This window comes from Streptomyces chromofuscus (genome assembly GCF_015160875.1).
GTDB lineage: Bacteria > Actinomycetota > Actinomycetes > Streptomycetales > Streptomycetaceae > Streptomyces > Streptomyces chromofuscus.
Window position 1 is genome coordinate 2,823,164 of the sequence record NZ_CP063374.1, and the last position, 21,788, is coordinate 2,844,951.

Consider the following 21,788-nt stretch of genomic DNA (forward strand, 5'->3'; position numbering starts at 1 on the left):
GCTGCTGCCTCCCCCTCTCAGAGCGCGAACGCGTGTGCCGGTGGTACGTGTGATGAACGCCCGGCCCGCGAGGCCGGGTTCCGCCCGAGCTCCCCCGTTCGGGTGAACTGACCTGTGTTCACAGGCGCTTGACCCCCTTGATGCGCCCGGCCCGGGTCACCCGCGCTCTGGCCGCCTTCACCTTCAGACCGCCGAGTCCGCCGCGCTGGCCGCCGATGCGCAGTCCGGTGCCGGAGAGCCAGCCGGAGGAGATGTCGGTCGCCCTCGCCGAAGCGCCCGCATCCAGCGGGTCGTTGTCCGCGCGCCGGGCGAGCGCCATCAGGCCGGGGACGACGAAGGGGGCGAGCAGCAGGTCGTACAGGGCGGCCGTGAACAGCAGGCCGGACAGGCCGACATGGCGGGCGGCGGTGTCGCCGACGAGGGCGCCGACCCCGGCGTACAGCAGCGTGCTGCCGATCGCGGCGGCGACCACCACGGCCATCGTGCCGGTGGCCGACTTCAGCCGGCCGTTCTCCGGCTTGACCAGGCCCGCGAGGTAGCCGATGACGCACAGCACCAGCGCGTAGCGGCCGGCGGCGTGGTCGGCGGGTGGGGCGAGGTCGGCGAGGAGTCCGGCGCCGAAGCCGATCAGGGCCCCGCCGACGTGGCCGTAGACCAGGGCGAAGGCGAGCACCGTGAGGAGCACCAGGTCGGGGACGGCGCCCGGGAGGTGCAGCCGGGCGAGGACGCTCACCTGGAGTACCAGGGCGACGACCACCAGGGTGGAGGAGAGCAGGATCCGGTTGAAACGCATGGGTGCAGCTCCCCCTACTGGTCTTCCTCTTGCTGGGACTCGCCGTCCGCGGGCTGGGACTCGCCGTCGGTGGGTGTGTCGGCGTCCTCGGCGCCCGGCGTCACGGTCACCGTCACGGTGGGCGTCGGCGTGGGCCTGGGCTTGTCCGGCAGCACCGTGTCGCGCGGGTCCCGCTCGGGCGTCTGGACGACGACGCCGACGATGTCGAGCTTGCTGAAGGCGACGAACGGCGTGACGTACAGCGTGCGGGTCAGGCCGCCGCCGGAGGGGTCGACGCGGGAGACCACGCCGACGGGGACGCCGGGCACGAACGGCTTGTCGGCCTGCGAGCCGAAGGTGACCAGGCGGTCGCCCTTCTTGATCTGGGCCTTGCCGTTGAGGAGTTCGACCCGCAGCGGGCGGTCGCCCTGTCCGGACGCGAAGCCGAGTTCGTCGCTGCCTTCCATGCGGGTGCCGACAGTGAAGTCGGGGTCGCTGGCGAGCAGGACGGTCGCGGTGTTGGGGCCGACGGTGGTGACGCGGCCGACCAGGCCGTCGCCGTTGAGGACGGTCATGTCGCGCTTGATGCCGTCGTTGGCACCGATGTCGATGGTGATGGTCCAGGAGAAGCCCTGGGCGGCTCCTATGGCGATGACCTCGGCGCCCTTGATGCCGTACTGGCCTTCGCCGGCGATCTTCAGCATCGTGTCGAGCTGCCTCAGCCGGCTGCGGCTGCGGTCGTCGCTGCCGAGCTTCGCCTTCAGGGCCGCGTTCTCCCGCTCCAACTCGGCCAGCCGGTCGTGCCGGTCGCCGGAGTCACGAACCGCGGCGACCGCGTTGCCCACCGGGTCGACCGCCGAGGAGACCCCGTTCTCGATCGGGCCGAAGACGGCGGCCGCGGCCCCGCGGGCACCGTCGACCGGTGAGTCCTCCCCGCCGCGAATGTCCACCGTGATCAGCGCGAACGCGATGGCGACCAGCAGCACCAGAAGCAGCCGGCTCTCTCGTGTGTCCCTCACGTGCGGCGGCCGTGCCCTTCCTCGTAGGAATCCGGGAAATCGGGTGGGCCCGAAGGGAGTCCGGACGACGGAGTCCCGCGGGCTGTTCGTGGCAGCTTATGCCTCTACATCAACGATCCGCCGTACGAGAGGCGATGGTCCCGTACGGCGGAATCGAAGAGTTACGTCATCTGCGCGGCTGGGCGTCCAGTACCTGCTGGAGCGCCTCGAACTCCTCGACGCACTTGCCGGATCCGAGCGCCACGCTGTCCAGCGGGTCCTCGGCGATGTGGATCGGCATGCCGGTCTCGCGGCGCAGTCGCTCGTCCAGACCGCGCAGCAGCGCTCCGCCGCCGGTCAGAACGATTCCGCGGTCCATGATGTCGCCGGACAGCTCCGGTGGGCACTTGTCGAGCGTCGTCTTCACCGCGTCCACGATCGCGTTGACGGGCTCCTCGATCGCCTTGCGCACTTCGGCGGCCGAGATGACGACGGTCTTGGGCAGCCCGGAGACCAGGTCCCGCCCGCGGATTTCGGTGTGTTCGTCGGTGTCGAGGTCGTACGCCGAACCGATCGTGATCTTGATCTGCTCGGCCGTGCGCTCACCCAGCAGGAGCGAGTACTCCTTCTTGATGTGCTGGATGATCGCGTTGTCCAGTTCGTCGCCCGCGACGCGGATGGACTGGGCGGTGACGATGCCGCCGAGGGAGATGACCGCGACCTCCGTGGTGCCGCCGCCGATGTCCACCACCATGTTGCCCGTGGCCTCGTGGACCGGCAGGCCGGAGCCGATGGCGGCCGCCATGGGCTCCTCGATGATGTGCACCTGACGGGCGCCGGCCTGGGACGACGCCTCGATGACGGCACGGCGCTCGACACCCGTGATGCCCGAGGGCACACAGACGACGACCCGCGGACGAGCCAGATACCGCCGCTTGTGGATCTTCAGGATGAAGTAGCGGAGCATCCGCTCGGTGATCTCGAAGTCGGCGATCACGCCGTCCTTCAGCGGACGTACGGCAACGATGTTGCCGGGCGTGCGCCCGATCATCTTCTTCGCTTCGGCACCGACCGCGAGGATGCCACCGGTGTTGGTGTTGATCGCGACGACGGACGGCTCGTTGAGTACGATCCCGCGACCCCTGACGTACACCAGCGTGTTGGCGGTCCCGAGGTCGACAGCCATGTCACGGCCGATGAACGACATTGAGTTCCCCATCAGGATTCGTCTGGCCTTCCCGCGGAGCCTTTGAGGGCTTTTCAGGTCGGCGAGGTGGGTGCTGTGACGTGAAGGCTTCCATCGTAGACGCGCCTTCGCGAACACTGCGCGAGGGTCTTCGCCATTGTCATCAGATGGCGCACGGCCTCGCTTGTGGAGACGGGCCATCGGGGGCAGTCGTTCCCCCGATCGGCACGGATATACCACGGGACGGCCGGAAATGCACGGCCGTCCCAGGTCAGGCGGTAGGAGGAACTGACGGCCCTTCAGAAGGACGCGTGGTGAATGCGTTCCGCTTCTTCGGCGACGCGTCAGGCGCGGCCGGGGAAGAAGATCTTCACCTCACGGTCGGCCGACTCCTCCGAGTCGGAGGCGTGGATCAGGTTCTCGCGGACGATCACGCCGTAGTCACCGCGAATAGAGCCGGGTGCGGCGGCGATCGGGTCGGTGGGACCGGCCAGCGCGCGCACGCCCTCGATGACCCGCTCGCCCTCGACGATCATCGCGACGACCGGGCCGGAGGACATGAACTCCACCAGCGGCTCGTAGAAGGGCTTGCCCTTGTGCTCGCCGTAGTGCTGCTCCAGGGTCTCCTGGTCCAGGGTGCGCAGCTCCAGCGCGGTGATCTGCCAGCCGGCCTTGCGCTCGATGCGGCTGATGATCTCGCCGGTCAGGCCACGACGGACGGCGTCGGGCTTGAGGAGGACGAGGGTGCGCTGGGTCACGACGGGGCTCCTTCTCGGTTCACGCGGTGTGCGGGGTGATGAGGCTACAGGGCACGCCCCGGCGTTCGTCACGCAGTGTCAGCCTGCGCGGCGAACCGGGCCTTGGCCTCGTCGATCTTCCTGCCGTAGTGGACGGAGGCCCACCACAGCGCGGCGAACATCACCCCGAGGAAGAACATCGTGGGGACGACGAAACCGGAAGCGATGAGTCCGATCTGGAGCGCCCAGCCCATCACCACGCCGCCCGGCCGGGTCGCCAGGCCGCACAGCACCAGGCACAGGAACATGGCGATGCCGCTGACCGTCCAGACCGTCGACATCGACAGGTCGGGGTCCTTCATCGCGACCAGACCGGCGAAGCCGATGACGAAGAACTCGCCGATCAGGGTCGAAGCACAGAGCGTACGCATGGGGGATCAGCCCCTCCCCAGGAGCAGTCGGGCCTCGCCGACGGTGATGACGGATCCGGTGACGAGCACGCCGCCGCCCGCGAACTCGCCCTCCTCCTCGGCCAGCGTGATCGCCGCCTCCAGCGCGTCCGGCAGCCTCGGCTCCACCTGGACCCGTTCCTCGCCGAAGACCTCGACGGCGATGCCCGCCAGCTCATCCGCGTCCATCGCGCGGTGGCTGGAGTTCTGGGTGACGACGACCTCCGCGAAGACCGGCTCGAAGGCCTCCAGCAGCCCGCGCACGTTCTTGTCGCCGCTGGCCCCGACGACCCCGATGAGCCGGCTGAACTGGAAGGCCTCGCCGACCGCCTCGGCGGCGGCCCGGGCGCCCGCCGGGTTGTGCGCGGCGTCGAGGACGACGGTGGGCGACCGCCGTACGACCTCCAGCCGCCCCGGCGAGGCGACGGCGGCGAAGGCCTTGCGCACGGTGTCGATGTCCAGCGGCTCGGGCCGCTGCGCGCCCACGCCGAAGAACGCCTCCACGGCGGCCAGCGCGACGGCGGCGTTGTGCGCCTGGTGGGCGCCGTGCAGCGGGAGGTACACCTCCGTGTACTCACCGCCGAGCCCGCGCAGCGTCAGCAGCTGCCCGCCGACGGCGACCTGCCGCGCCACCACCCCGAACTCCAGGCCCTCGCGGGCCACGGTCGCATCCACGTCCACGGCCTTCTTCAGCAGCACCTGGGCCGCGTCCACCGGCTGCTGGGCCATGATCACTGTGGCGCCGGCCTTGATGATCCCGGACTTCTCCCCGGCGATCTCGCCGGGCGTCCCGCCGAGCCGGTCGGTGTGGTCGAGGTCGATCGGCGTCACGACGGCCACGTCACCGTCGATGACGTTCGTGGCGTCCCAGCTCCCGCCCATGCCCACCTCGACGACGGCGACGTCGACCGGCGCGTCGGCGAAGGCGGCGTACGCCATCCCGGTCAGCACCTCGAAGAAGGACAGCCGGTACTCCTGCTGGGCGTCCACCATCTCGACGTAGGGCTTGACGTCCTGGTACGTCTCGACGAACCGCTCGGCGGAGATCGGCGCCCCGTCCAGGCTGATCCGCTCGGTGATGGACTGCACGTGGGGCGAGGTGTACCGCCCGGTCCGCAGGTCGAAGGCGCCCAGCAGGGCCTCGATCATGCGGGCGGTGGAGGTCTTGCCGTTGGTGCCCGTGAGGTGGATCGAGGGGTACGACCGCTGCGGATCGCCGAGCACGTCCATCAGCGCGGAGATGCGGGTGACGGACGGCTCCAGCTTGGTCTCGCCCCAGCGCGTCGCGAGCTCCGCCTCGACCTCCCGCACCGCCTTGTCGACCTCGGGGTCCGTGGGGCGCGCCGGCGCGTCGGCCTGCTGGGGGCCGCCCTGCGTCCGCAGGGTGCGGCTGCCGGCCTCGATCACCGCGAGGTCCGGGTCGCGGGAGGTTTCCGCCTCGACGATGTCCTCGAAGGACTCGAAGGGGTCGAGGGGGTCGAGGGGGTCGGGCTGGTCGTTGCTGCCGGGGATGTCGCTCACGAGGTCAGTCTACGGAGCGGGGCTGACAAAGGTCGGGGGTGGCTGTCCCGTCGTTCGGCTGCGGGTCGAGGGGGCTGGTCGCGCCCGCGCGGCGGAGCCGCACCTCGATACAGCCCCGTGCCCCTGAGGGCGTCCAGGGCCCGGCGGTGACATGGCACCGCGCCCTTGAGGGGCGTGAGGGTCCCCGGCGCCTACCGGGCACCGGGGACCCTCACCCTCGTGACGACACTCACGCCTGCGGCAGGCGCTCCAGCTGGGCCTGGATGCGTGCGATGTCCTCGTCCGCCTTGGCGAGGCGGGTGCGGATCTTGTCGACGACGTGGTCCGGGGCCTTGGCCAGGAACGCCTCGTTGCCGAGCTTGGCCGTGGCCTGCGCCTTCTCCTTCTCGGCGGCCGCGAGGTCCTTGGCGAGCCGCTTGCGCTCCGCCGCGACGTCGATCACGCCGGACAGGTCCAGCGCGACCTCGACGCCCGCCACCGGCAGCGTCGCCGTCGCCGCGAAGCCCTCGCCCTCGGGCTGGAGCCGCAGCAGCTGGCGGATGGCGGCCTCGTGCCCGGCCAGCGCCGTGCCGTGGAGGGTCAGCCGGGCCGGGACCCGCTGGCCGGGCTGCAGGCCCTGGTCGGCGCGGAAGCGGCGGACCTCGGTGATGACCGACTGGAGCGTGCCGATCTCCCGCTCGGCGTCCGCGTCCCGGAAGCCGGAATCAGTCGGCCACTGGGCGATGACGACCGACTCCCCACCGGTCAGCGTGGTCCACAGCGTCTCCGTGACGAAGGGGACCACCGGGTGCAGCAGGCGCAGGGTGACGTCCAGGACCTCGCCCAGGACCCGCTTGCTGACCTCGGCGGCCTCGCCGCCCGCCTGGAAGGTGGTCTTGGACAGCTCGACGTACCAGTCGAACACCTCGTCCCACGCGAAGTGGAACAGCGCGTCCGACAGCTTCGCGAACTGGTAGTCCTCGTAGAACGCGTCGACCTCGGCGACCACCGAGTTCAGGCGCGAGAGGATCCAGCGGTCCGTCGAGGACATCCTCGCCGGGTCCGGCAGCGGGCCGTCCACCGTCGCGCCGTTCATCAGCGCGAAGCGGGTGGCGTTCCAGATCTTGTTGGCGAAGTTGCGGGAGCCCTGGACCCAGTCCTCGCCGATCGGGACGTCGACGCCGGGGTTGGCGCCGCGCGCGAGCGTGAAGCGCAGGGCGTCGGAGCCGTACTTGTCCATCCAGTCCAGCGGGTTGACGACGTTGCCGAAGGACTTGGACATCTTCTTGCCGTTCTGGTCACGGACCATGCCGTGCAGCGCGATGGTGTGGAACGGCGGGGTGCCGTCCATCGCGTACAGCCCGAACATCATCATCCGGGCGACCCAGAAGAAGAGGATGTCGTAGCCGGTGACCAGGACGGAGTTCGGGTAGAACTTCGCGAGCGACTCGGTCTCCTCGGGCCAGCCCAGCGTGGAGAACGGCCACAGGCCGGACGAGAACCAGGTGTCGAGGACGTCGGAGTCCTGGCGCCAGCCCTCACCGCTCGGCGGCTCCTCGTCGGGGCCGACGCAGACGACCTCGCCCTGCGGGCCGTACCAGACCGGGATGCGGTGGCCCCACCACAACTGCCGCGAGATGCACCAGTCGTGGAGGTTGTCGACCCAGTCGAAGTACCGCTTCTCCATCTCCTGCGGGTGGATGGCGACCTTGCCCTCGCGGACCGCGTCGCCGGCGGCCTTGGCGAGCGGGCCGACCTTGACCCACCACTGCATGGACAGGCGCGGCTCGATGGTGGTCTTGCAGCGCGAGCAGTGGCCGACGGAGTGGACGTAGGGCCGCTTCTCGGCGACGATCCGGCCCTCGGCGCGCAGCGCGGCGACGATGGCGGAGCGGGCCTCCAGCCGGTCCAGGCCCTGGAAGGGGCCGTGGGCGGTGATGACCGCGTGCTCGTCCATGACCGTGATGGCGGGCAGGTCGTGGCGCTGGCCGATCTCGAAGTCGTTCGGGTCGTGCGCCGGGGTCACCTTGACGGCGCCCGTGCCGAACTCGGGGTCGACGTGCTCGTCCGCGACGACCGGGATGGAACGGTCGGTCAGCGGCAGCTTGATGAGCTTGCCGACGAGGTGCCTGTACCGCTCGTCCTCGGGGTGAACGGCGACGGCGGTGTCACCGAGCATGGTCTCGGCACGGGTGGTGGCGACGACGATGGTGTCGTCCCCGTCGCCGTACTTCATGGAGACGAGCTCGCCGTCGTCGTCCTGGTACTCGACCTCGATGTCCGAGATGGCGGTCAGACAGCGGGGGCACCAGTTGATGATGCGCTCGGCGCGGTAGATCAGCTCGTCGTCGTGGAGCCGCTTGAAGATGGTCTGGACGGCCTTGGACAGGCCCTCGTCCATCGTGAACCGCTCACGCGACCAGGCGACGCCGTCACCCAGGCGCCGCATCTGGCCGGAGATCTGCCCGCCGGACTCGGCCTTCCACCGCCAGACCCGCTCGACGAAGGCCTCGCGGCCGAGGTCGTGGCGGGACTTGCCCTCCTTGGCCAGCTCCCGCTCGACGACGTTCTGCGTGGCGATGCCGGCGTGGTCCATGCCGGGCTGCCACAGCGCCTCGTACCCCTGCATCCGCTTGCGGCGGACGAGGGCGTCGATGAGCGTGTGCTCGAAGGCGTGCCCGAGGTGCAGGCTGCCGGTGACGTTCGGCGGCGGGATGACGATGGTGTACGGCGGCTTGTCGCTCTTCGCGTCCGCCTCGAAGTAACCCCGCTCCACCCAGCGCTCGTACAGCGGCCCCTCTACGTCGGCCGGCGCGTACTGGGTCGGCAGTTCGGTGTCGGGCGCTGGTGGCTGCTGCTGAGCGTTCTCGGTCACCCGCTCAGTTTAGGGGTGTCACGGGGTGGTCCCGAAACACGATTCTTTGTAACGGCTCCCACCCCGATGCGGTGCGATTCCTGTGACTGCGCCAGGATGTCGTGAACACATAAGCATCTGGAGGGGAAGCCAGGAATGAGTTACAACCAGCCGGGCCCGTACGGCGGGCAGCCCCAGCAGCCCGGACCGTACGGCCAGCCGGGTCCGTACGGCCAGCAGCCGCAGGCGCCCCAGCCCGGCTACGGCTACCCCCAGCAGCCAGGCCAGCCGCAGCCGGGGTACGGCTACCCGCAGCAGGCTCCGCAGGGCGTCCCGCCCCAGCAGCCCCCGTACGGCCAGCAGCCCCCGTACGACCAGCAGCCGCCCTACGGCCAGGCTCCGTACGGATCCGGTCCGATGCCCCCGGCGCCGGGCGGCGGCAAGAAGAAGACCGGGCTCGTCATCGGCGCGGTGGCGGTCGTGGCGGCGATCGCGGTCGGCGCGTACTTCGTGCTCGGCGGGGGCGGTGGCAACGGCTCAGACATCGCGGACGACGGCCCGCACAAGCTCACGACGCCGGCGACGGTGCTCGGCGAGTACAAGAAGGGCAGCGGCGACAGCTCGGACGCCGCGATGAGCGAGTCCGACCTGAAGGATGCCGAGAAGTGGGGCGTCAAGAACCCCAAGGATGTGAACGCGAACTACCAGGCGGGGGCGGACGGAAGTAACCCGTTGGCCGGGAAGCTCCTCTCGTTCGGCGGCGTCTACGGCGAGATCGAAGACCCCGAGAAGGTGGTCGACGCGCTCTTCGCCTACATGAAGAAGGACGCCGCGGGCGAGGACGTCACGTTCGAGGGTGAGCCGAAGGCGTACACCCCCGAGGGCCTCGACGGTGCCATCCTCAAGTGTCAGGTGGCCAACATGAAGAACACCGAGGCCTCGGCGGGCGAACCCACCGAGATGAAGATGACCTACTGCGTCTGGGGTGACCACAGCACCGTCGGCTTCGTCCTGCCCATGGAGTTGTCCGACGTCGCCGCGGGCAAGAGCACGGACGCAGAAGAGGCGGCCGAGATCACCGCCAAGCTGCGCAAGGAAGTCCGCGTCAAGGCCTGACGCCACCTCAGCCGAGAAGGGGCCCCGGTCGACCGACCGGGGCCCCTTCTCGTCACGCGGCGTCAGCTGTCACGCGGACTTCTGCTCGCCCGGCCCCCGCCCCCGCGCGTCCCGCGGGATCAAAGTCGGGTTGACGTTGGAGTGGACGACGTCCGCGGTGATGACGACGCGGGCGACGTCCTTGCGGGACGGGACCTCGTACATCACGGACATCAGCACCTCCTCCATGATGGCGCGCAGGCCGCGGGCGCCGGTCTGGCGGAGGATGGCCTGGTCGGCGATGGCCTCGAGCGCCTCGCGTTCGAAGTCCAGCTCCACGCCGTCGAGTTCGAACAGGCGCTGGTACTGCTTCACCAGGGCGTTGCGCGGCTCGACCAGGATCTGCAGCAGCGCCTCACGGTCGAGGTTGTGCACGGACGTGATCACCGGCAGGCGGCCGATGAACTCCGGGATCATGCCGAACTTGACCAGGTCCTCCGGCATGACGTCCTGGAACTGGTCCTTGGCCTCCAGCTCGCGCTTGGAGCGGATCGTCGCGCCGAAGCCGATGCCCTTCGCGCCCGCCCGGGACTCGATGATCTTCTCCAGCCCGGCGAAGGCGCCGCCCACGATGAACAGCACGTTCGTCGTGTCGATCTGGATGAACTCCTGGTGCGGGTGCTTGCGGCCGCCCTGCGGCGGCACGGAGGCCGTGGTGCCCTCCAGGATCTTCAGCAGGGCCTGCTGCACGCCCTCGCCGCTGACATCGCGTGTGATGGAGGGGTTTTCACTCTTCCGCGCGACCTTGTCGATCTCGTCGATGTAGATGATCCCGGTCTCGGCCTTCTTGACGTCGTAGTCGGCCGCCTGGATCAGCTTCAGCAGGATGTTCTCGACGTCCTCGCCGACGTAGCCCGCCTCCGTCAGCGCCGTCGCGTCGGCGATCGCGAACGGGACGTTGAGCATGCGCGCGAGGGTCTGCGCCAGGAGGGTCTTGCCGGAGCCCGTGGGGCCCAGCAGCAGAATGTTGGACTTCGCCAACTCGATGGCGTCGTCGCGGCCTTGCGCGCCGCCGTTCTCCCCGGCCTGGACGCGCTTGTAGTGGTTGTAGACGGCGACGGAGAGGGCCTTCTTCGCCGCCTCCTGGCCGACCACGTAGCCCTCGAGGAACTCGTAGATCTCGCGCGGCTTGGGCAGCTCCTCCCAGCGCACCTCGCTGGTCTCCGCGAGCTCTTCCTCGATGATCTCGTTGCAGAGATCGATGCACTCGTCGCAGATGTACACACCGGGGCCTGCGATGAGCTTCTTGACCTGCTTCTGGCTCTTGCCGCAGAACGAGCACTTGAGCAGATCGCCGCCGTCACCGATGCGTGCCACGGTGTGCTTCCCCTTCGCCTGGGAGACGACTGGACTGGTCCAGCGGCTCCTGGTGCTGCCTTATGTCCGACGGTACCTTGCCGAGCCCCCCGTTCGGGCCCCCCTTGGCACGGTTCACTTTGACGTGCACCTTGCCACGCACAGTGTCACACCGTGCCAAGGAGCGGCGTACATTACAGGATCCGCGTCAGCGGACCGATGCGTTGTTCATCTTGCGCGTCGAGATGATCTGGTCGATCAGGCCGTACTCCAGCGCGTCCTCGGCGGTGAGGATCTTGTCGCGCTCGATGTCCTCGCGGATCTTCTCGATCGACTGGGTGGAGTGCTTGGCGAGCATCTCCTCCAGCTGCGAGCGCATCCGCAGGATCTCGTTCGCGGCGATCTCCAGGTCGGAGACCTGGCCACGCCCGGTCTCGCTGTACGGCTGGTGGATCAGCACGCGCGCGTTCGGCAGCGCCATGCGCTTGCCGGGCGTACCGGCGGCCAGCAGCACGGCCGCGGCGGAGGCCGCCTGGCCCATGCAGACCGTCTGGATGTCCGGCTTGACGAACTGCATCGTGTCGTAGATCGCCGTCAGCGCGGTGAAGGATCCGCCGGGGCTGTTGATGTAGACCGAGATGTCCCGGTCGGGGTCCATCGACTCCAGGCACAGCAGCTGCGCCATGACGTCGTTGGCGGAGGCGTCGTCGATCTGGACGCCGAGGAAGATCACGCGCTCCTCGAAGAGCTTCGCGTACGGGTCGTACTCGCGGATGCCCTGGGAGGTGCGCTCCACGAAGCGCGGGATGACGTAGCGGGACTCGGCCTGCGGGCCGGTGTACTCGGCGCGCACACGGTCGTAGATGCCGCTGCCGGGGAAGTCGTTCACGGTGTCTCCTGAAAGGGGCTGGGGCGGTGGCTGGGGGCGCTGGGCGGCATACGGGACCCTGAAGGGGCCGTACGCCCCTAGGAGGCCGCCCCGGTGCCGCCGCCGCCCGGCATGCCGGCAGCCGTGGGAATGACGTCGTCGATGAGGCCGTACTCCTTGGCCTCGAAGGCGTCGAACCAGCGGTCACGGTCGGAGTCGCGGGTGATCTGCTCCACCGACTGGCCCGTGTGCTGGGAGGTCAGCTCAGCCATGCGCTTCTTGGTGTGCAGCAGCCGCTCGGCGTGGATCTTGATGTCCGAGGCCGACCCCGCCAGACCGGCGGAGGGCTGGTGGATCAGGATCTCGGCGTTCGGCAGCGCGAAGCGCTTGCCGGGGGTGCCGGCGCTGAGCAGGAACTGGCCCATGGAGGCGGCGAGGCCCATGGCGATCGTCACCACGTCGTTCTTGATGAACTGCATGGTGTCGTAGATCGCCATGCCGGCCGTGATCGAGCCGCCGGGGCTGTTGATGTACAGGTAGATGTCCTTGTCCGGGTCCGCGGCAAGGAGCAGCAGCTGCGCGGTGATCTTGTTCGCGATGTCGTCGTCGACCGGCTGGCCGAGGAAGATGATCCGCTCGTTGAGCAGCCGGTTGTAGACCTGGTCGCCGAGGCCACCACCGATGGAAGGCTCGCCGGCGGCGGAGGGCATCAGATTCGTCACGTATCCACCTGCTCGTCTTGCGACGGCGCGCGGCCGTCTCACGTGTCGTATTCATGGACCCTAACGCGCGGGTCCCTTCGGGGAATCCCGGAGAGGTGACTGTTCGCTGTGAGCGCAGGGTCGCCGGCCGGTTGCCCGGCCGTAAGCAAAAGGGCCCCGGGCGTGATGCTCTCCCGGGGCCCTTCCTACGGCTGTCTACGCCTCGTCGTCCTTCTTGTCACCCTCGGTGACCTCGGCGGACTGCTCGGTCTCGGCCTCGTCCTCGTCCTCGTCCTCGAGGTCGACGATCTCGCCGTTGGTGTCCTTGACCGTGGCGGCCTCGACGACGACCGCGAGGGCCTTGCCGCGGGCGACCTCGCCGACCAGGAGCGGGACCTGGCCCTGCTCGACGACGGCCTGGGCGAACTGGTCGGGGGACATGCCGGAGGAGGCCGCGCGCCGCATGAGGTGCTCGGTCAGCTCGTCCTGGTTGACGTTGAGCTTCTCCTGCTTGACCAGCTCGTCGAGGACGAACTGGGTCTTGATGCCCTTGACCGCCGCCTCGCGGGTCTCGGTCTCGAACTCCTCGGCGGTCTTGCCCTGGATCTCCAGGTACTTGTCGAGGGTCAGACCCATCTGGCCGAGCTGGTGGTGCTCCAGGTTGTGCTTGCGGGTGTTGATCTCGTCCTCGAGGAGCTTCTCGGGGACGGGCACCTCGACGAGCTCCAGCAGCTTCTCCAGGACGCGCTCCTGGGCCTGCGTGGCCTGGTCGAACTGCTTCATGTTCGCCAGCCGCTTGCGGCTGTCGGCCTTCAGCTCGTCCAGCGTGTCGAACTCGGAGGCGAGCTGCGCGAAGTCGTCGTCCAGCTCGGGCAGTTCCCGCTTGGCGACCTGGGTGACCTTGACGGTGACCTCGGCCTCACGGCCGGCCGCGGAGCCGCCCTTGAGCTCGGAGGTGAAGGTGGCCTCCTCGTTGGCCGCCAGACCCTTCACGGCGTCGTCGATGCCGTCCAGCAGCTCACCGGAGCCGATGGTGTAGGAGACGCCGCTCGCGACGCCGTCCTCGAGGACCTCGCCGTCGACCTTGGCCTCCAGGTCGATCGTGACGACGTCGCCGTCCTCGGCGGCGCGCTCGACCGGCGTGGTGGAGGCGAAGCGCTCACGGAGCTGCTCGACCGACTTGTCGATGTCCTCGTCGGTGACCTCGACCGCGTCGACCTCGACCTCGATGCCGGAGTAGTCCGGGATCTCGATGACCGGGCGGACGTCGACCTCGGCGGTGAAGGCCAGCAGCTCGTTGTCCTTCAGCTCGGTGATGTCGACCTCGGGCTGGCCCAGGACGTTGAGCTCGGCCTCGTTGACGGCCTCCGTGTAGAACTTCGGCAGCGCGTCGTTGACGGCCTCCTCCAGTACGGCGCCACGGCCGAACCGCTGGTCGATCACCCGGGCCGGGATCTTGCCCTTGCGGAAGCCCTTCACCGTGACCTGCTGGTTGATCTTCTTGTACGCCGCGTCGAGGCTGTCCTTGAGCTCCTCGAAGGGCACCTCGACAGTGAGCCGAACCCGGGTCGGGTTCAGGTTCTCCACGGCGCTCTTCACGGTTCGGTCTCCTTGTGGCTGACTTCTGGGGTTCTGCCGGGACCCGACGGGTCCGGCGGATGTGGCCGCCCGGAGGACTTCAGTGATGAGACACACGGGCGTGCAGCTTGCATAGTAACGGCAGCGGGTACACGGCCCAAAAGGCGATCACGCGTGGTGATCGGGTGACTGGTCGGGGTGGCGGGATTTGAACCCACGGCCTTCCGCTCCCAAAGCGGACGCGCTACCAAGCTGCGCCACACCCCGTCTGGTGCGACACGTAGGGTACATGCCCGCAGGCAGCGGGGCTGCCGCATTTCCCGAGGGCCACGCGATGTCGGCCCGCCGCCGGCCTCCGGACGGAACGGGGTGTGCGGTGAGGGGGGCCGACCCGCTACGATGCCTGCAGTGCCGCGGGCGACTGACCTGCGGCGCGTCGTGTGCGGGCGTAGCTCAATGGTAGAGCCCCAGTCTTCCAAACTGGCTACGCGGGTTCGATTCCCGTCGCCCGCTCTGCCCGCTCAGGGCCCGGCAGGAGGTTCGATCTCCTGTTCGGGCCCTGAGGCGTTTCCGGGCGGCAGCGTTTCCGGACCGCACCGGGGACCGTCAGAAGCTGATCGAGTTGATCGTTTCGGCTATCGAATCGAGGAAGCGGTTGATCGACGGCGCCATGCCGGTCGAGGCGAGGAAGAAGCCGAAGAGGATCGCCACGACGGCGGGACCCGCCTTGATCGAGCCCCCTCGCATCATCACCACCAGGATGATCGCCAACAGCAGCACCACTGACAGTGAAATGGCCACAACTGATCACACCCTCGGTCGGTCCGCTCTCCCGGCCGGGGGACACGAGCCCGCACACCCCCGCCAGAACCATCGTGCCACCAACAGGCCCGCCGTATGCGGCGCGTGACGTAACGCCGACCACACCCGCGCCGCACCCCGGCGTGTTCGGCCGGGTTCCGCACGCCCACCGCGTGCGCTTCGCAGGGGAATTGACGGTCAGTCGCCTCGGGAATTCGACGCGATCGTTTCCACACCCACACATCGACGCACACAACCTGCATGCCGGTATTTCCAATTGCCCGTTTTCTCGGCTTTCCGAGGTTTCTCGCTATCCAAAGCGAGATGGTGGACAGCTGAACGCGGAATGACGAGGAGGGTTTTACGACAGGCCGCAGCCGGGGCTAGGGTGCCGCAGATGTCTCAGGCACAGGTCAAGCAGCGCGATGCCTTCTTCGACAACGCCAAGTACCTGGCGATCGTCCTGGTGGCGGTGGCGCACTCGTGGGAGCCGTTGAAGGGGGACAGCCGGATCCTGGAGAGCGTGTACAGAGTCGTGTACGCGTTCCACATGCCGGCTTTCATCGTCATCTCCGGCTACTTCTCACGCAGTTTCGACATGCGTCCCGACCGGCTGAAGCGACTGATCACCGGCGTCGCGGTGCCGTACATCGTCTTCGAGACCGCTTATCCGCTCTTCACGCGTGTCGTCGCCGATGATCCGAGCCAGGAGATCAGTCTGCTGGACCCCTGGTATCTGACCTGGTTCCTGTGCGCGCTGTTCATCTGGCGACTCACCACCCCCGTCTGGAAACTGGTGCGTCGGCCGCTGCCTGTCGCGCTCGCCGTCGCCATGCTGGCGTCCGTCTCGCCGCAGATCGGGGACGACCTGGACCTTCAGCGGGTGCTGCAGTTCCTGCCGTACTTCGTGCTGGGCCTGTGCATGAAACCGGAGCACTTCCACCTGGTGCGCCGGCGGTCGGTGCGGATCCTGGCGGTGCCCGTGTGCGCGGCCGCGTCGGCGTTCGGCTGGTGGACGGTGCCGCGCATGGACACCGCGTGGTTCTTCCACCGGGACGCCGCGCAGCAGCTGGGCGCGCCCTGGTGGGCCGGGCCGGTGATGGTGCTCGCGATGTTCGGCTGCTCGCTGCTGCTGACCGCCTGCTTCTTCGCCTGGGTGCCCGGCCGGCACGCGTGGTTCACCGCACTGGGCGCGGGCACCCTGTACGGCTATCTGCTGCACGGCTTCCTGGTGAAGGCCGGTGACTACCGCGGCTGGTTCGAGCAGGACTGGCTGCACCGGCCGCTCGGCCAGGTCCTCGTGAGCGGCCTCGCGGCCGTCGCCGTCACGCTGCTGTGCACCAAGCCCGTACAGCGGGTGTTCCGGTTCGCGGTGGAGCCGAAGATGGCGTGGGCGTTCCGGCAGGACGCGGCCCAGGGGGCGCGGGAGCGGGAGCGCGGGAAGACGACCGGGCGGGCCCCGGAGAGGGCCGCGGAGAAGGCCTCGGTGGGCTGACCGCGCCTTCCGGGTGGCGCGGACTGCTCTCGCGCGGGTGTGGGCCGTCCGTGGTCTCTCGCGCCCACGCGGCGGGGCCGCACTTCGATACGGCCCCGCCACACGGGGGAGTCAGTCCCCCTTGAGGTGTCTCATCAGGCGCTCGAAGTCCTGCCAGCCGGACAGGTCCGACGGGTCGCCCGGCAGCGGGTAGTACAGCGCCGGGCGGGTGCGCGGGCCGAGTTCGCGCGGGGGCTCGGACAGCGGGGTGCGCCGGGCCCGGTCGCCGGGCATCGTGCGGACCTCCTCGGCGCCCAGCACGAACGCGTACGGCACGCCCGGGCCCTCGAAGCGGGGCGGTACGGACAGGTCGCGGCGGGCCCGGCGGATCTGGACCAGCATCGACTGCAGGTCGTGCCTGGTGGCGAGGGCCTCCGCCGCGGCGGGCACGGCGTCGGCCGGTACCTCCTCGCCGGGGCCGTAGCCGAACGCCAGGGTGACGTCCTCCTCCACGCCCGCCTTGGTCCGGGTGATGCGCACCGTCGCGAGCCCGGGGCGTTCGGGAGTGCCGACGACCACCAGCCAGGTCGCCTCGGGAGTGCGCTCGTGGGCCACGTCGGTCAGCTGCCGCAGCGACCAGGGCAGGTTGGCGGGCTCCTCGGTGCCCCAGCCGGCCGGCGGGTCCCCGGTGATCTCCCGCCAGACGGCCTCCACGGCGCCGCCGAGCACGAGGCGGTCGTCTGCCGGGTGGACGGTGCGGAAGGAGAGCGCGAGCTGGCGTTCGCCGGTGTCGGCGATGTTCTCGCCGAAGGTGCGGGCGGCCGGGGTGCGCGGGTCCTCCGGGGTCGCCTCCGGGGACTCCACGGTCACGAAGAGGCCGTTGTCCCAGCGCAGGACGGCGCCGGACAGGCCGTCGTAGTAGCCGTCCCGCTCGTCCTGCACGACCCAGCGCGAGGGCCAGCCCGGCAGGGCGTTGCGGACGGCCGGGGACATGCGGGTGCCCGCCGGGGTGACGATCTGCAGGCCGCGTTCGGCCGCCGCTGCGGCGCGGAAGGCGTCCGCGAGCCAGGCGGTCATCGCGACGACCGGGCGGTCCTGGATGACGACGGCGACCTTGTCGGTGAGGACGTCGACGGCGGGCTGGGCGGCGGCCGGGGCGGGCACGACGCTGACGCCGTCCGTCCTGACCACGGCCATCGAGCGCGCGGCCTCGCGCGGCCAGGCGGTGCCGCCGACGAGCGTGGCCAGCCGGGCGGCGAACGTCCCGGCGAGTTCCTCGGCCTCCTTCACGCCGGTGGTGGCGCGGGCCTCGGTCCACCAGTACGGCGTCTGCGGCTCGCGCGCTCCGAGCAACCGCTGGGCCTCGCCGCGGACCTGCACGAGCAGCGGGGCCTCGATGGAGACGAGGGGGCGGCCCTGTTCGTCGCACAGCCGCACCACGGCTCCGTCGCCCTCGGCGCCCACCAGCTTGTCGGGGCCGCCGGAGAGCAGGCCCGCGAGCACGCTCAGCGGGTCGGGCATCTTCTTGGTGAGGGCGATGACGTCCTTGGTCATGGGTTCGCCGGCCATCACCAGCGCCGTCGCACCCGACTCGCGCAGGCTCTGCAGCAGCGGCTCGTACAGGCCGCGGGAGGCGCCCGCGACGCGTCGGGTCAGGACGAAGTGCAGGCCGATGTCGACGGCGGAGGGGATGTACGGCACGAAGGGCGCGAGCGGCTGCTGGCCCGCGGTGGTCAGAACGTCGTAGTCGTCGACCAGGATCACGATGCGCGGGCCGGAGAAGCTGCCCGGCTCCAGGTCCTCGCCGTCGGCGCCCTCGTCGGGCAGCCGCTTCTCCAGCTCCGAGGCGATCCCGGCGGCGAGGCCGGCGCACAGCTTGGCGTTGTAGGCGTAGCCGCCCCGGTACTCCTCGGGGACGGCGCCGCGCAGTCCGCGGCGCGGGTCGAAGACGCCGAAGACGAGCTCGTCGTCGCCGTAGCGCTCGATCAGACCCTGGACGATCACCTTGAGCAGGTTGGTCTTGCCGCACTCGCTGTCGCCCATGATCAGCATGTGCTGGTCGTGCCGGAACAGGTCGAGCAGGACCGGGGCGAGCTGGGTCTGGTCCAGGCCGATGGGGACGCGGCGCGGTTCGGCGGCCGGCGTCGGCAGCTGCCGCGGCTCCAGGACGTGCGGCAGCACCCGCACCGGCTGGGCGACGTCACCGGTCCAGGTGGCCCGGACCGTGCGGGCGGTGCGCTCCAGGACCGCCCCGAGGTCGGCGGTGTCGGCGACGCCGTCGGTGCGGGGCAGCGCGACCTGCGCGAACAGCTTGCCGTCGGTGAGGACGCGGCCCTTCTCCTCCGGCGAGAGGGTCTGGGCGAGCTTGCGGTCGATGCTGGACTCGCTCGGGTCGTTCAGGCGCAGCTCGACGCGGGTGCCGAACTGGGACTGGGTGGCGATGCGCACGTCGTTCCAGCGCAGCATGCCCGCGACGACGTGGATGCCGTAGCCGCTGCCGCGCTTGAGGATGTCCGCGACCGCGTCGTCCAGTTCCTCGAAGTCGTCGCGCAGCGCGCCGAAGCCGTCGATGAGCAGCACGATCTCCGTGGAGGCCAGCTCGGTGACGCGGCCCGCGGCGCGCAGGGTGCGCAGCTGTTCCAGCGAGTCGATCGAGTGGATGCGGAAGAGCTCCTCGCGCTGGTCGAGCATGGCCCGCACCGAGTCGATCGTGCGCGCGGCCCGTTCCCGGTCGGCGCGGCCGGCGACGCCGCCGACGTGCGGCAGTCCGGACAGCGCCTGGAGGCCGCCGCCGACCAGGTCGAGGCCGTAGATCCCCACCTCCTGCGGGGTGTGCGTCAGCGACAGGGACAGGGCGAGGCTGCGCAGCAGGGTCGTCTTGCCGGACTGCGGGCCACCGATGACGGCCGCGTGGCCGCCGGCCAGGGTCAGGTCCAGGTACCACTGGCCCTGCCACTGCTTGGTGGGGTCGTCGAGGACGCCGAGCGGCACCCGCAGCGGGCCGCTCCGCTTGGCCAGTTGCATGCCGCGCGGCCCGACCTCCACGGGGCCGGCGACCTTGTCCAGGGCGACGGCGGCGGGCAGCGGGGGCAGCCAGATCTGCCGCACCGGGCGGGCGCCGAAGCCCTCGATCTGCTCGATCATCACGCCCATCTCGGTGGGCCCGGTCTCGCGGCGCCGCATCTTCGGCTGCTCCTCGCTCGCCGCGCCCGAGTCCTCGCCGAGCGTGTTGTACGCCTCGTAGGGCAGGGCCAGCGGGCCGGTTTCCTCGGTGTCGCGCTGCACGGGGCCGCTGTAGGCGCCGGAGACGTAGCTCGCCTTGAACCGCTCGTAGTGGCTGGTGTCGACCTTGAGGTAGCCGAAGCCGGGCAGCGGCGGCAGGTGGAAGGCGTCCGTGGTGTCCAGCACGGTCCGGGACTCGTCGGCGGAGAAGGTGCGCAGGCCCAGCCGGTACGACAGGTAGGTGTCCAGGCCCTTGAGCTTGCCGCCCTCGATGCGCTGGCTGGACAGCAGCAGGTGCACGCCGATGGACCGGCCGATGCGGCCGATGGACAGGAACAGGTCGATGAAGTCCGGCTTGGCGGTGAGGAGTTCGCCGAACTCGTCGATCACCACGAACAGGTGCGGCAGCGGCTCCAGGTCGGGGCGCTTCTCGGCGCGCAGCGCGGCGTAGTGGCCGATGTCGGCGACGTTGCCGGCGCTCTTGAGCACCTGCTGGCGGCGCTTGACCTCGCCGGCCAGGGAGGAGTGCACGCGTTCGACCAGGCCCGCCTGGTTCTCCAGGTTGGTGATCACACCGGCGACGTGCGGCAGGTCGGCGAACGGGGCGAAGGTGGCGCCGCCCTTGTAGTCGACGAGGACCAGGGCGAGGTCCTCCGGCGGGTGGGTGGCGACCAGGGCGAGGACGAGGGTGCGCAGCAGCTCGGACTTGCCGGAGCCGGTGGCGCCGACGCACAGGCCGTGCGGGCCCATGCCGAGTTCGGAGGACTCCTTCAGGTCGAGCAGGACGGGCTCGCGGGAGTCGCTGACGCCGATCGGCACGCGCAGGAACGCCCGCTCACCGCGCGGCGCCCACAGCCGGTCCAGCTCGAGGCGGGCGACGTCGTCGATGCCGAGCATCTCGGCGAAGTCGACGGGGCCGGTCAGCGGAGCGTCGGCGCCCATGGAGTCGGCGGACAGCCTGAGCGGGGCCAGCATGCGGGCGAGGCCCTCGGCGAAGGCGGTGCCGACCTCGTCGACGGTGCCGTGGGCGCTGATCGGCTCGCTCTCGCGCAGGTCCTCGATGACGACGCGCTCGCCGTCGACGGTGATGCGCACGCCGACGCTGCCCGGTTCCTGCACCCGCTCGTCGAGCAGGTGGAGCACGCTGACGCCCATGTCACGCAGGCCGACCGCGTCGTCGGGGCGCGGCAGGTCCACGGCGTCGTCGCCGTGCGCGTCGGCGACGACGATCAGCCGGGAGCTCATGGCGAGGGCGTCCCGGCCGGACAGGCCGCGCCGCACCTCGGCCGCGTAGGAGGCGCGGCGGCGCAGCTCGGGGCCTGCTTGCCGGGCCAGTTGGGGCATGGAGGGGGCGATGCGGCGGGCGGCGACGGGCCCGTCGAACTGCTCGCCGTCGAGCAGGTGGGGCAGCCACTTGGCCCACTCCCAGTCGGCGACCCGGTCGCCGGGCGCGGCCAGCGCCATCGCCACGTCGTCGGGGGCGTGGGTGGCGGCGGCCTGCACCAGCAGGGCGCGGGCGACGCGGAGGGTGTCCTCGCGGCGGCCGATGACGCTGACGTTGCCGACCCGGTCCAGCGGGACGGTGAGCGGCAGTTCGGTGCCGGTGCCGAAGCGGGCGACCAGCGCGGAGGCCTCGTTCAGCATGAACTGGTCGGGCGGGGTGAGCACGGAGGAGCCCTGATCGCCGACCTTCAGGTCACGGACCGGCATCTCGCCGGTGCCGACGCGCACCCGCAGGAAGTCGCCGTCCATGCGGCGCCGCTCCCACAGCCGGGCGGGGTCGCGCACGATGTCGTAGAGCGCGTCCGGCGGCGGGTTGAGCACCTGGGCGCGTTCCCGGCGCTCGCGTTCCTCCGTCGACAGTTCCTCGCGCAGGTCCTCCAGATAGGCGAGATAGGCCTCCCGCTGGGTGCGGCGGGTGCGCTGGGCCTTGCCGCGCTGGGAGAAGACCAGGATCAGTGAGCCGACGATGGTGACGACGAGGATGATCGCGCCCAGCGCCGCGAACTGGCTGTTGCGCACGACCGTCATCATCACGACGGACGACATCACACCGGCGACGGGCAGCAGCGAGGTCGCGACCGAACCCGTCTTGCCGTCGGGCAGGTTGGGCGGGGCCTCGATGGTGCGCGGCGCGGGGGCGGCCGGGGGACGGGTGGTCCGGGCCGGGCGGTGGATCAGTCGGGTGCTCATCGTC

15 protein-coding genes, 2 tRNA genes and 1 pseudogene are annotated in these 21,788 nt (G+C 70.2%); 3 read left to right on the forward strand and 15 right to left on the reverse strand.

Features of this window, described 5'->3' with window-relative positions; translation table 11 throughout:
* Nucleotides 1-118: 118 nt before the first annotated feature.
* From mreD to IPT68_RS12685, 7 genes are all read right to left on the reverse strand, one after another.
* Nucleotides 119-793: a rod shape-determining protein MreD gene (gene mreD, locus IPT68_RS12655; protein WP_189698427.1), complete on the reverse strand. Its 675-nt coding sequence runs from the start codon at nucleotides 791-793 to the stop codon at nucleotides 119-121.
* A gap of 14 nt (nucleotides 794-807) precedes the next feature.
* A complete protein-coding gene (gene mreC / locus IPT68_RS12660; protein WP_189698428.1) occupies nucleotides 808-1,791 on the reverse strand; it encodes a rod shape-determining protein MreC in 984 nt (327 codons plus the stop codon).
* Nucleotides 1,792-1,957: 166 nt separating this feature from the next.
* A complete protein-coding gene (locus tag IPT68_RS12665; RefSeq protein ID WP_006133575.1) occupies nucleotides 1,958-2,977 on the reverse strand; it encodes a rod shape-determining protein in 1,020 nt (339 codons plus the stop codon).
* Between the two features lie 323 nt (nucleotides 2,978-3,300).
* Complete coding sequence (gene ndk / locus IPT68_RS12670; protein WP_189698429.1) at nucleotides 3,301-3,714, reverse strand: nucleoside-diphosphate kinase; 414 nt, start codon at nucleotides 3,712-3,714, stop codon at nucleotides 3,301-3,303.
* A 68-nt stretch (nucleotides 3,715-3,782) separates the two neighbouring features.
* A complete protein-coding gene (locus IPT68_RS12675) occupies nucleotides 3,783-4,124 on the reverse strand; it encodes a DUF4233 domain-containing protein (RefSeq protein ID WP_189698430.1) in 342 nt (113 codons plus the stop codon).
* Nucleotides 4,125-4,130: 6 nt separating this feature from the next.
* Entirely contained in the window at nucleotides 4,131-5,663 is a 1,533-nt protein-coding gene (gene folC, locus IPT68_RS12680) for a bifunctional tetrahydrofolate synthase/dihydrofolate synthase (RefSeq protein WP_189698431.1), read from the reverse strand.
* A 229-nt stretch (nucleotides 5,664-5,892) separates the two neighbouring features.
* On the reverse strand, nucleotides 5,893-8,517 hold the full coding sequence (locus IPT68_RS12685) for a valine--tRNA ligase (protein ID WP_189698432.1): 2,625 nt from the start codon (nucleotides 8,515-8,517) through the stop codon (nucleotides 5,893-5,895).
* 135 nt (nucleotides 8,518-8,652) lie between these two features.
* On the opposite strand from IPT68_RS12685, the gene IPT68_RS12690 reads away from it, so the two are divergent.
* Nucleotides 8,653-9,612 (forward strand): hypothetical protein, encoded by a 960-nt coding sequence (locus IPT68_RS12690; protein ID WP_189698433.1) that lies wholly within the window; start codon nucleotides 8,653-8,655, stop codon nucleotides 9,610-9,612.
* A 69-nt stretch (nucleotides 9,613-9,681) separates the two neighbouring features.
* On the opposite strand, the gene clpX is transcribed toward IPT68_RS12690, so the two are convergent.
* The 5 genes from clpX to IPT68_RS12715 form a co-directional block, all read right to left on the reverse strand.
* Nucleotides 9,682-10,968 (reverse strand): ATP-dependent Clp protease ATP-binding subunit ClpX, encoded by a 1,287-nt coding sequence (gene clpX, locus IPT68_RS12695; RefSeq protein WP_189698434.1) that lies wholly within the window; start codon nucleotides 10,966-10,968, stop codon nucleotides 9,682-9,684.
* A 187-nt stretch (nucleotides 10,969-11,155) separates the two neighbouring features.
* Complete coding sequence (locus tag IPT68_RS12700) at nucleotides 11,156-11,836, reverse strand: ATP-dependent Clp protease proteolytic subunit (RefSeq protein ID WP_308438773.1); 681 nt, start codon at nucleotides 11,834-11,836, stop codon at nucleotides 11,156-11,158.
* 77 nt (nucleotides 11,837-11,913) lie between these two features.
* Complete coding sequence (locus IPT68_RS12705; protein WP_189698511.1) at nucleotides 11,914-12,525, reverse strand: ATP-dependent Clp protease proteolytic subunit; 612 nt, start codon at nucleotides 12,523-12,525, stop codon at nucleotides 11,914-11,916.
* 207 nt (nucleotides 12,526-12,732) lie between these two features.
* A complete protein-coding gene (tig, locus tag IPT68_RS12710; RefSeq protein WP_189698435.1) occupies nucleotides 12,733-14,115 on the reverse strand; it encodes a trigger factor in 1,383 nt (460 codons plus the stop codon).
* A 169-nt stretch (nucleotides 14,116-14,284) separates the two neighbouring features.
* A tRNA-Pro gene (locus IPT68_RS12715) sits at nucleotides 14,285-14,361 on the reverse strand.
* Nucleotides 14,362-14,536: 175 nt separating this feature from the next.
* Here IPT68_RS12715 and IPT68_RS12720 point away from each other — a divergent pair.
* Nucleotides 14,537-14,607 (forward strand) — tRNA-Gly (locus tag IPT68_RS12720).
* 93 nt (nucleotides 14,608-14,700) lie between these two features.
* Here the strand turns inward: IPT68_RS12720 and IPT68_RS12725 are convergent.
* On the reverse strand, nucleotides 14,701-14,895 hold the full coding sequence (locus IPT68_RS12725; RefSeq protein ID WP_189698436.1) for a hypothetical protein: 195 nt from the start codon (nucleotides 14,893-14,895) through the stop codon (nucleotides 14,701-14,703).
* Between the two features lie 397 nt (nucleotides 14,896-15,292).
* On the opposite strand from IPT68_RS12725, the gene IPT68_RS12730 reads away from it, so the two are divergent.
* A complete protein-coding gene (locus IPT68_RS12730) occupies nucleotides 15,293-16,390 on the forward strand; it encodes an acyltransferase family protein (RefSeq protein WP_189698437.1) in 1,098 nt (365 codons plus the stop codon).
* Between the two features lie 111 nt (nucleotides 16,391-16,501).
* Here the strand turns inward: IPT68_RS12730 and IPT68_RS33990 are convergent, their stop codons facing one another.
* Together IPT68_RS33990 and eccCa are read right to left on the reverse strand one after the other, a co-directional pair.
* The gene (locus IPT68_RS33990) at nucleotides 16,502-17,938 is read right to left on the reverse strand and encodes a DUF6177 family protein (protein ID WP_322734603.1); all 1,437 of its coding nucleotides are present in this window, start codon (nucleotides 17,936-17,938) and stop codon (nucleotides 16,502-16,504) included.
* Nucleotides 17,927-21,784: pseudogene (gene eccCa / locus IPT68_RS12735) on the reverse strand (type VII secretion protein EccCa); the annotation flags it as partial. The pseudogene eccCa and the gene IPT68_RS33990, both read right to left, overlap by 12 nt.
* Nucleotides 21,785-21,788: the final 4 nt, after the last annotated feature.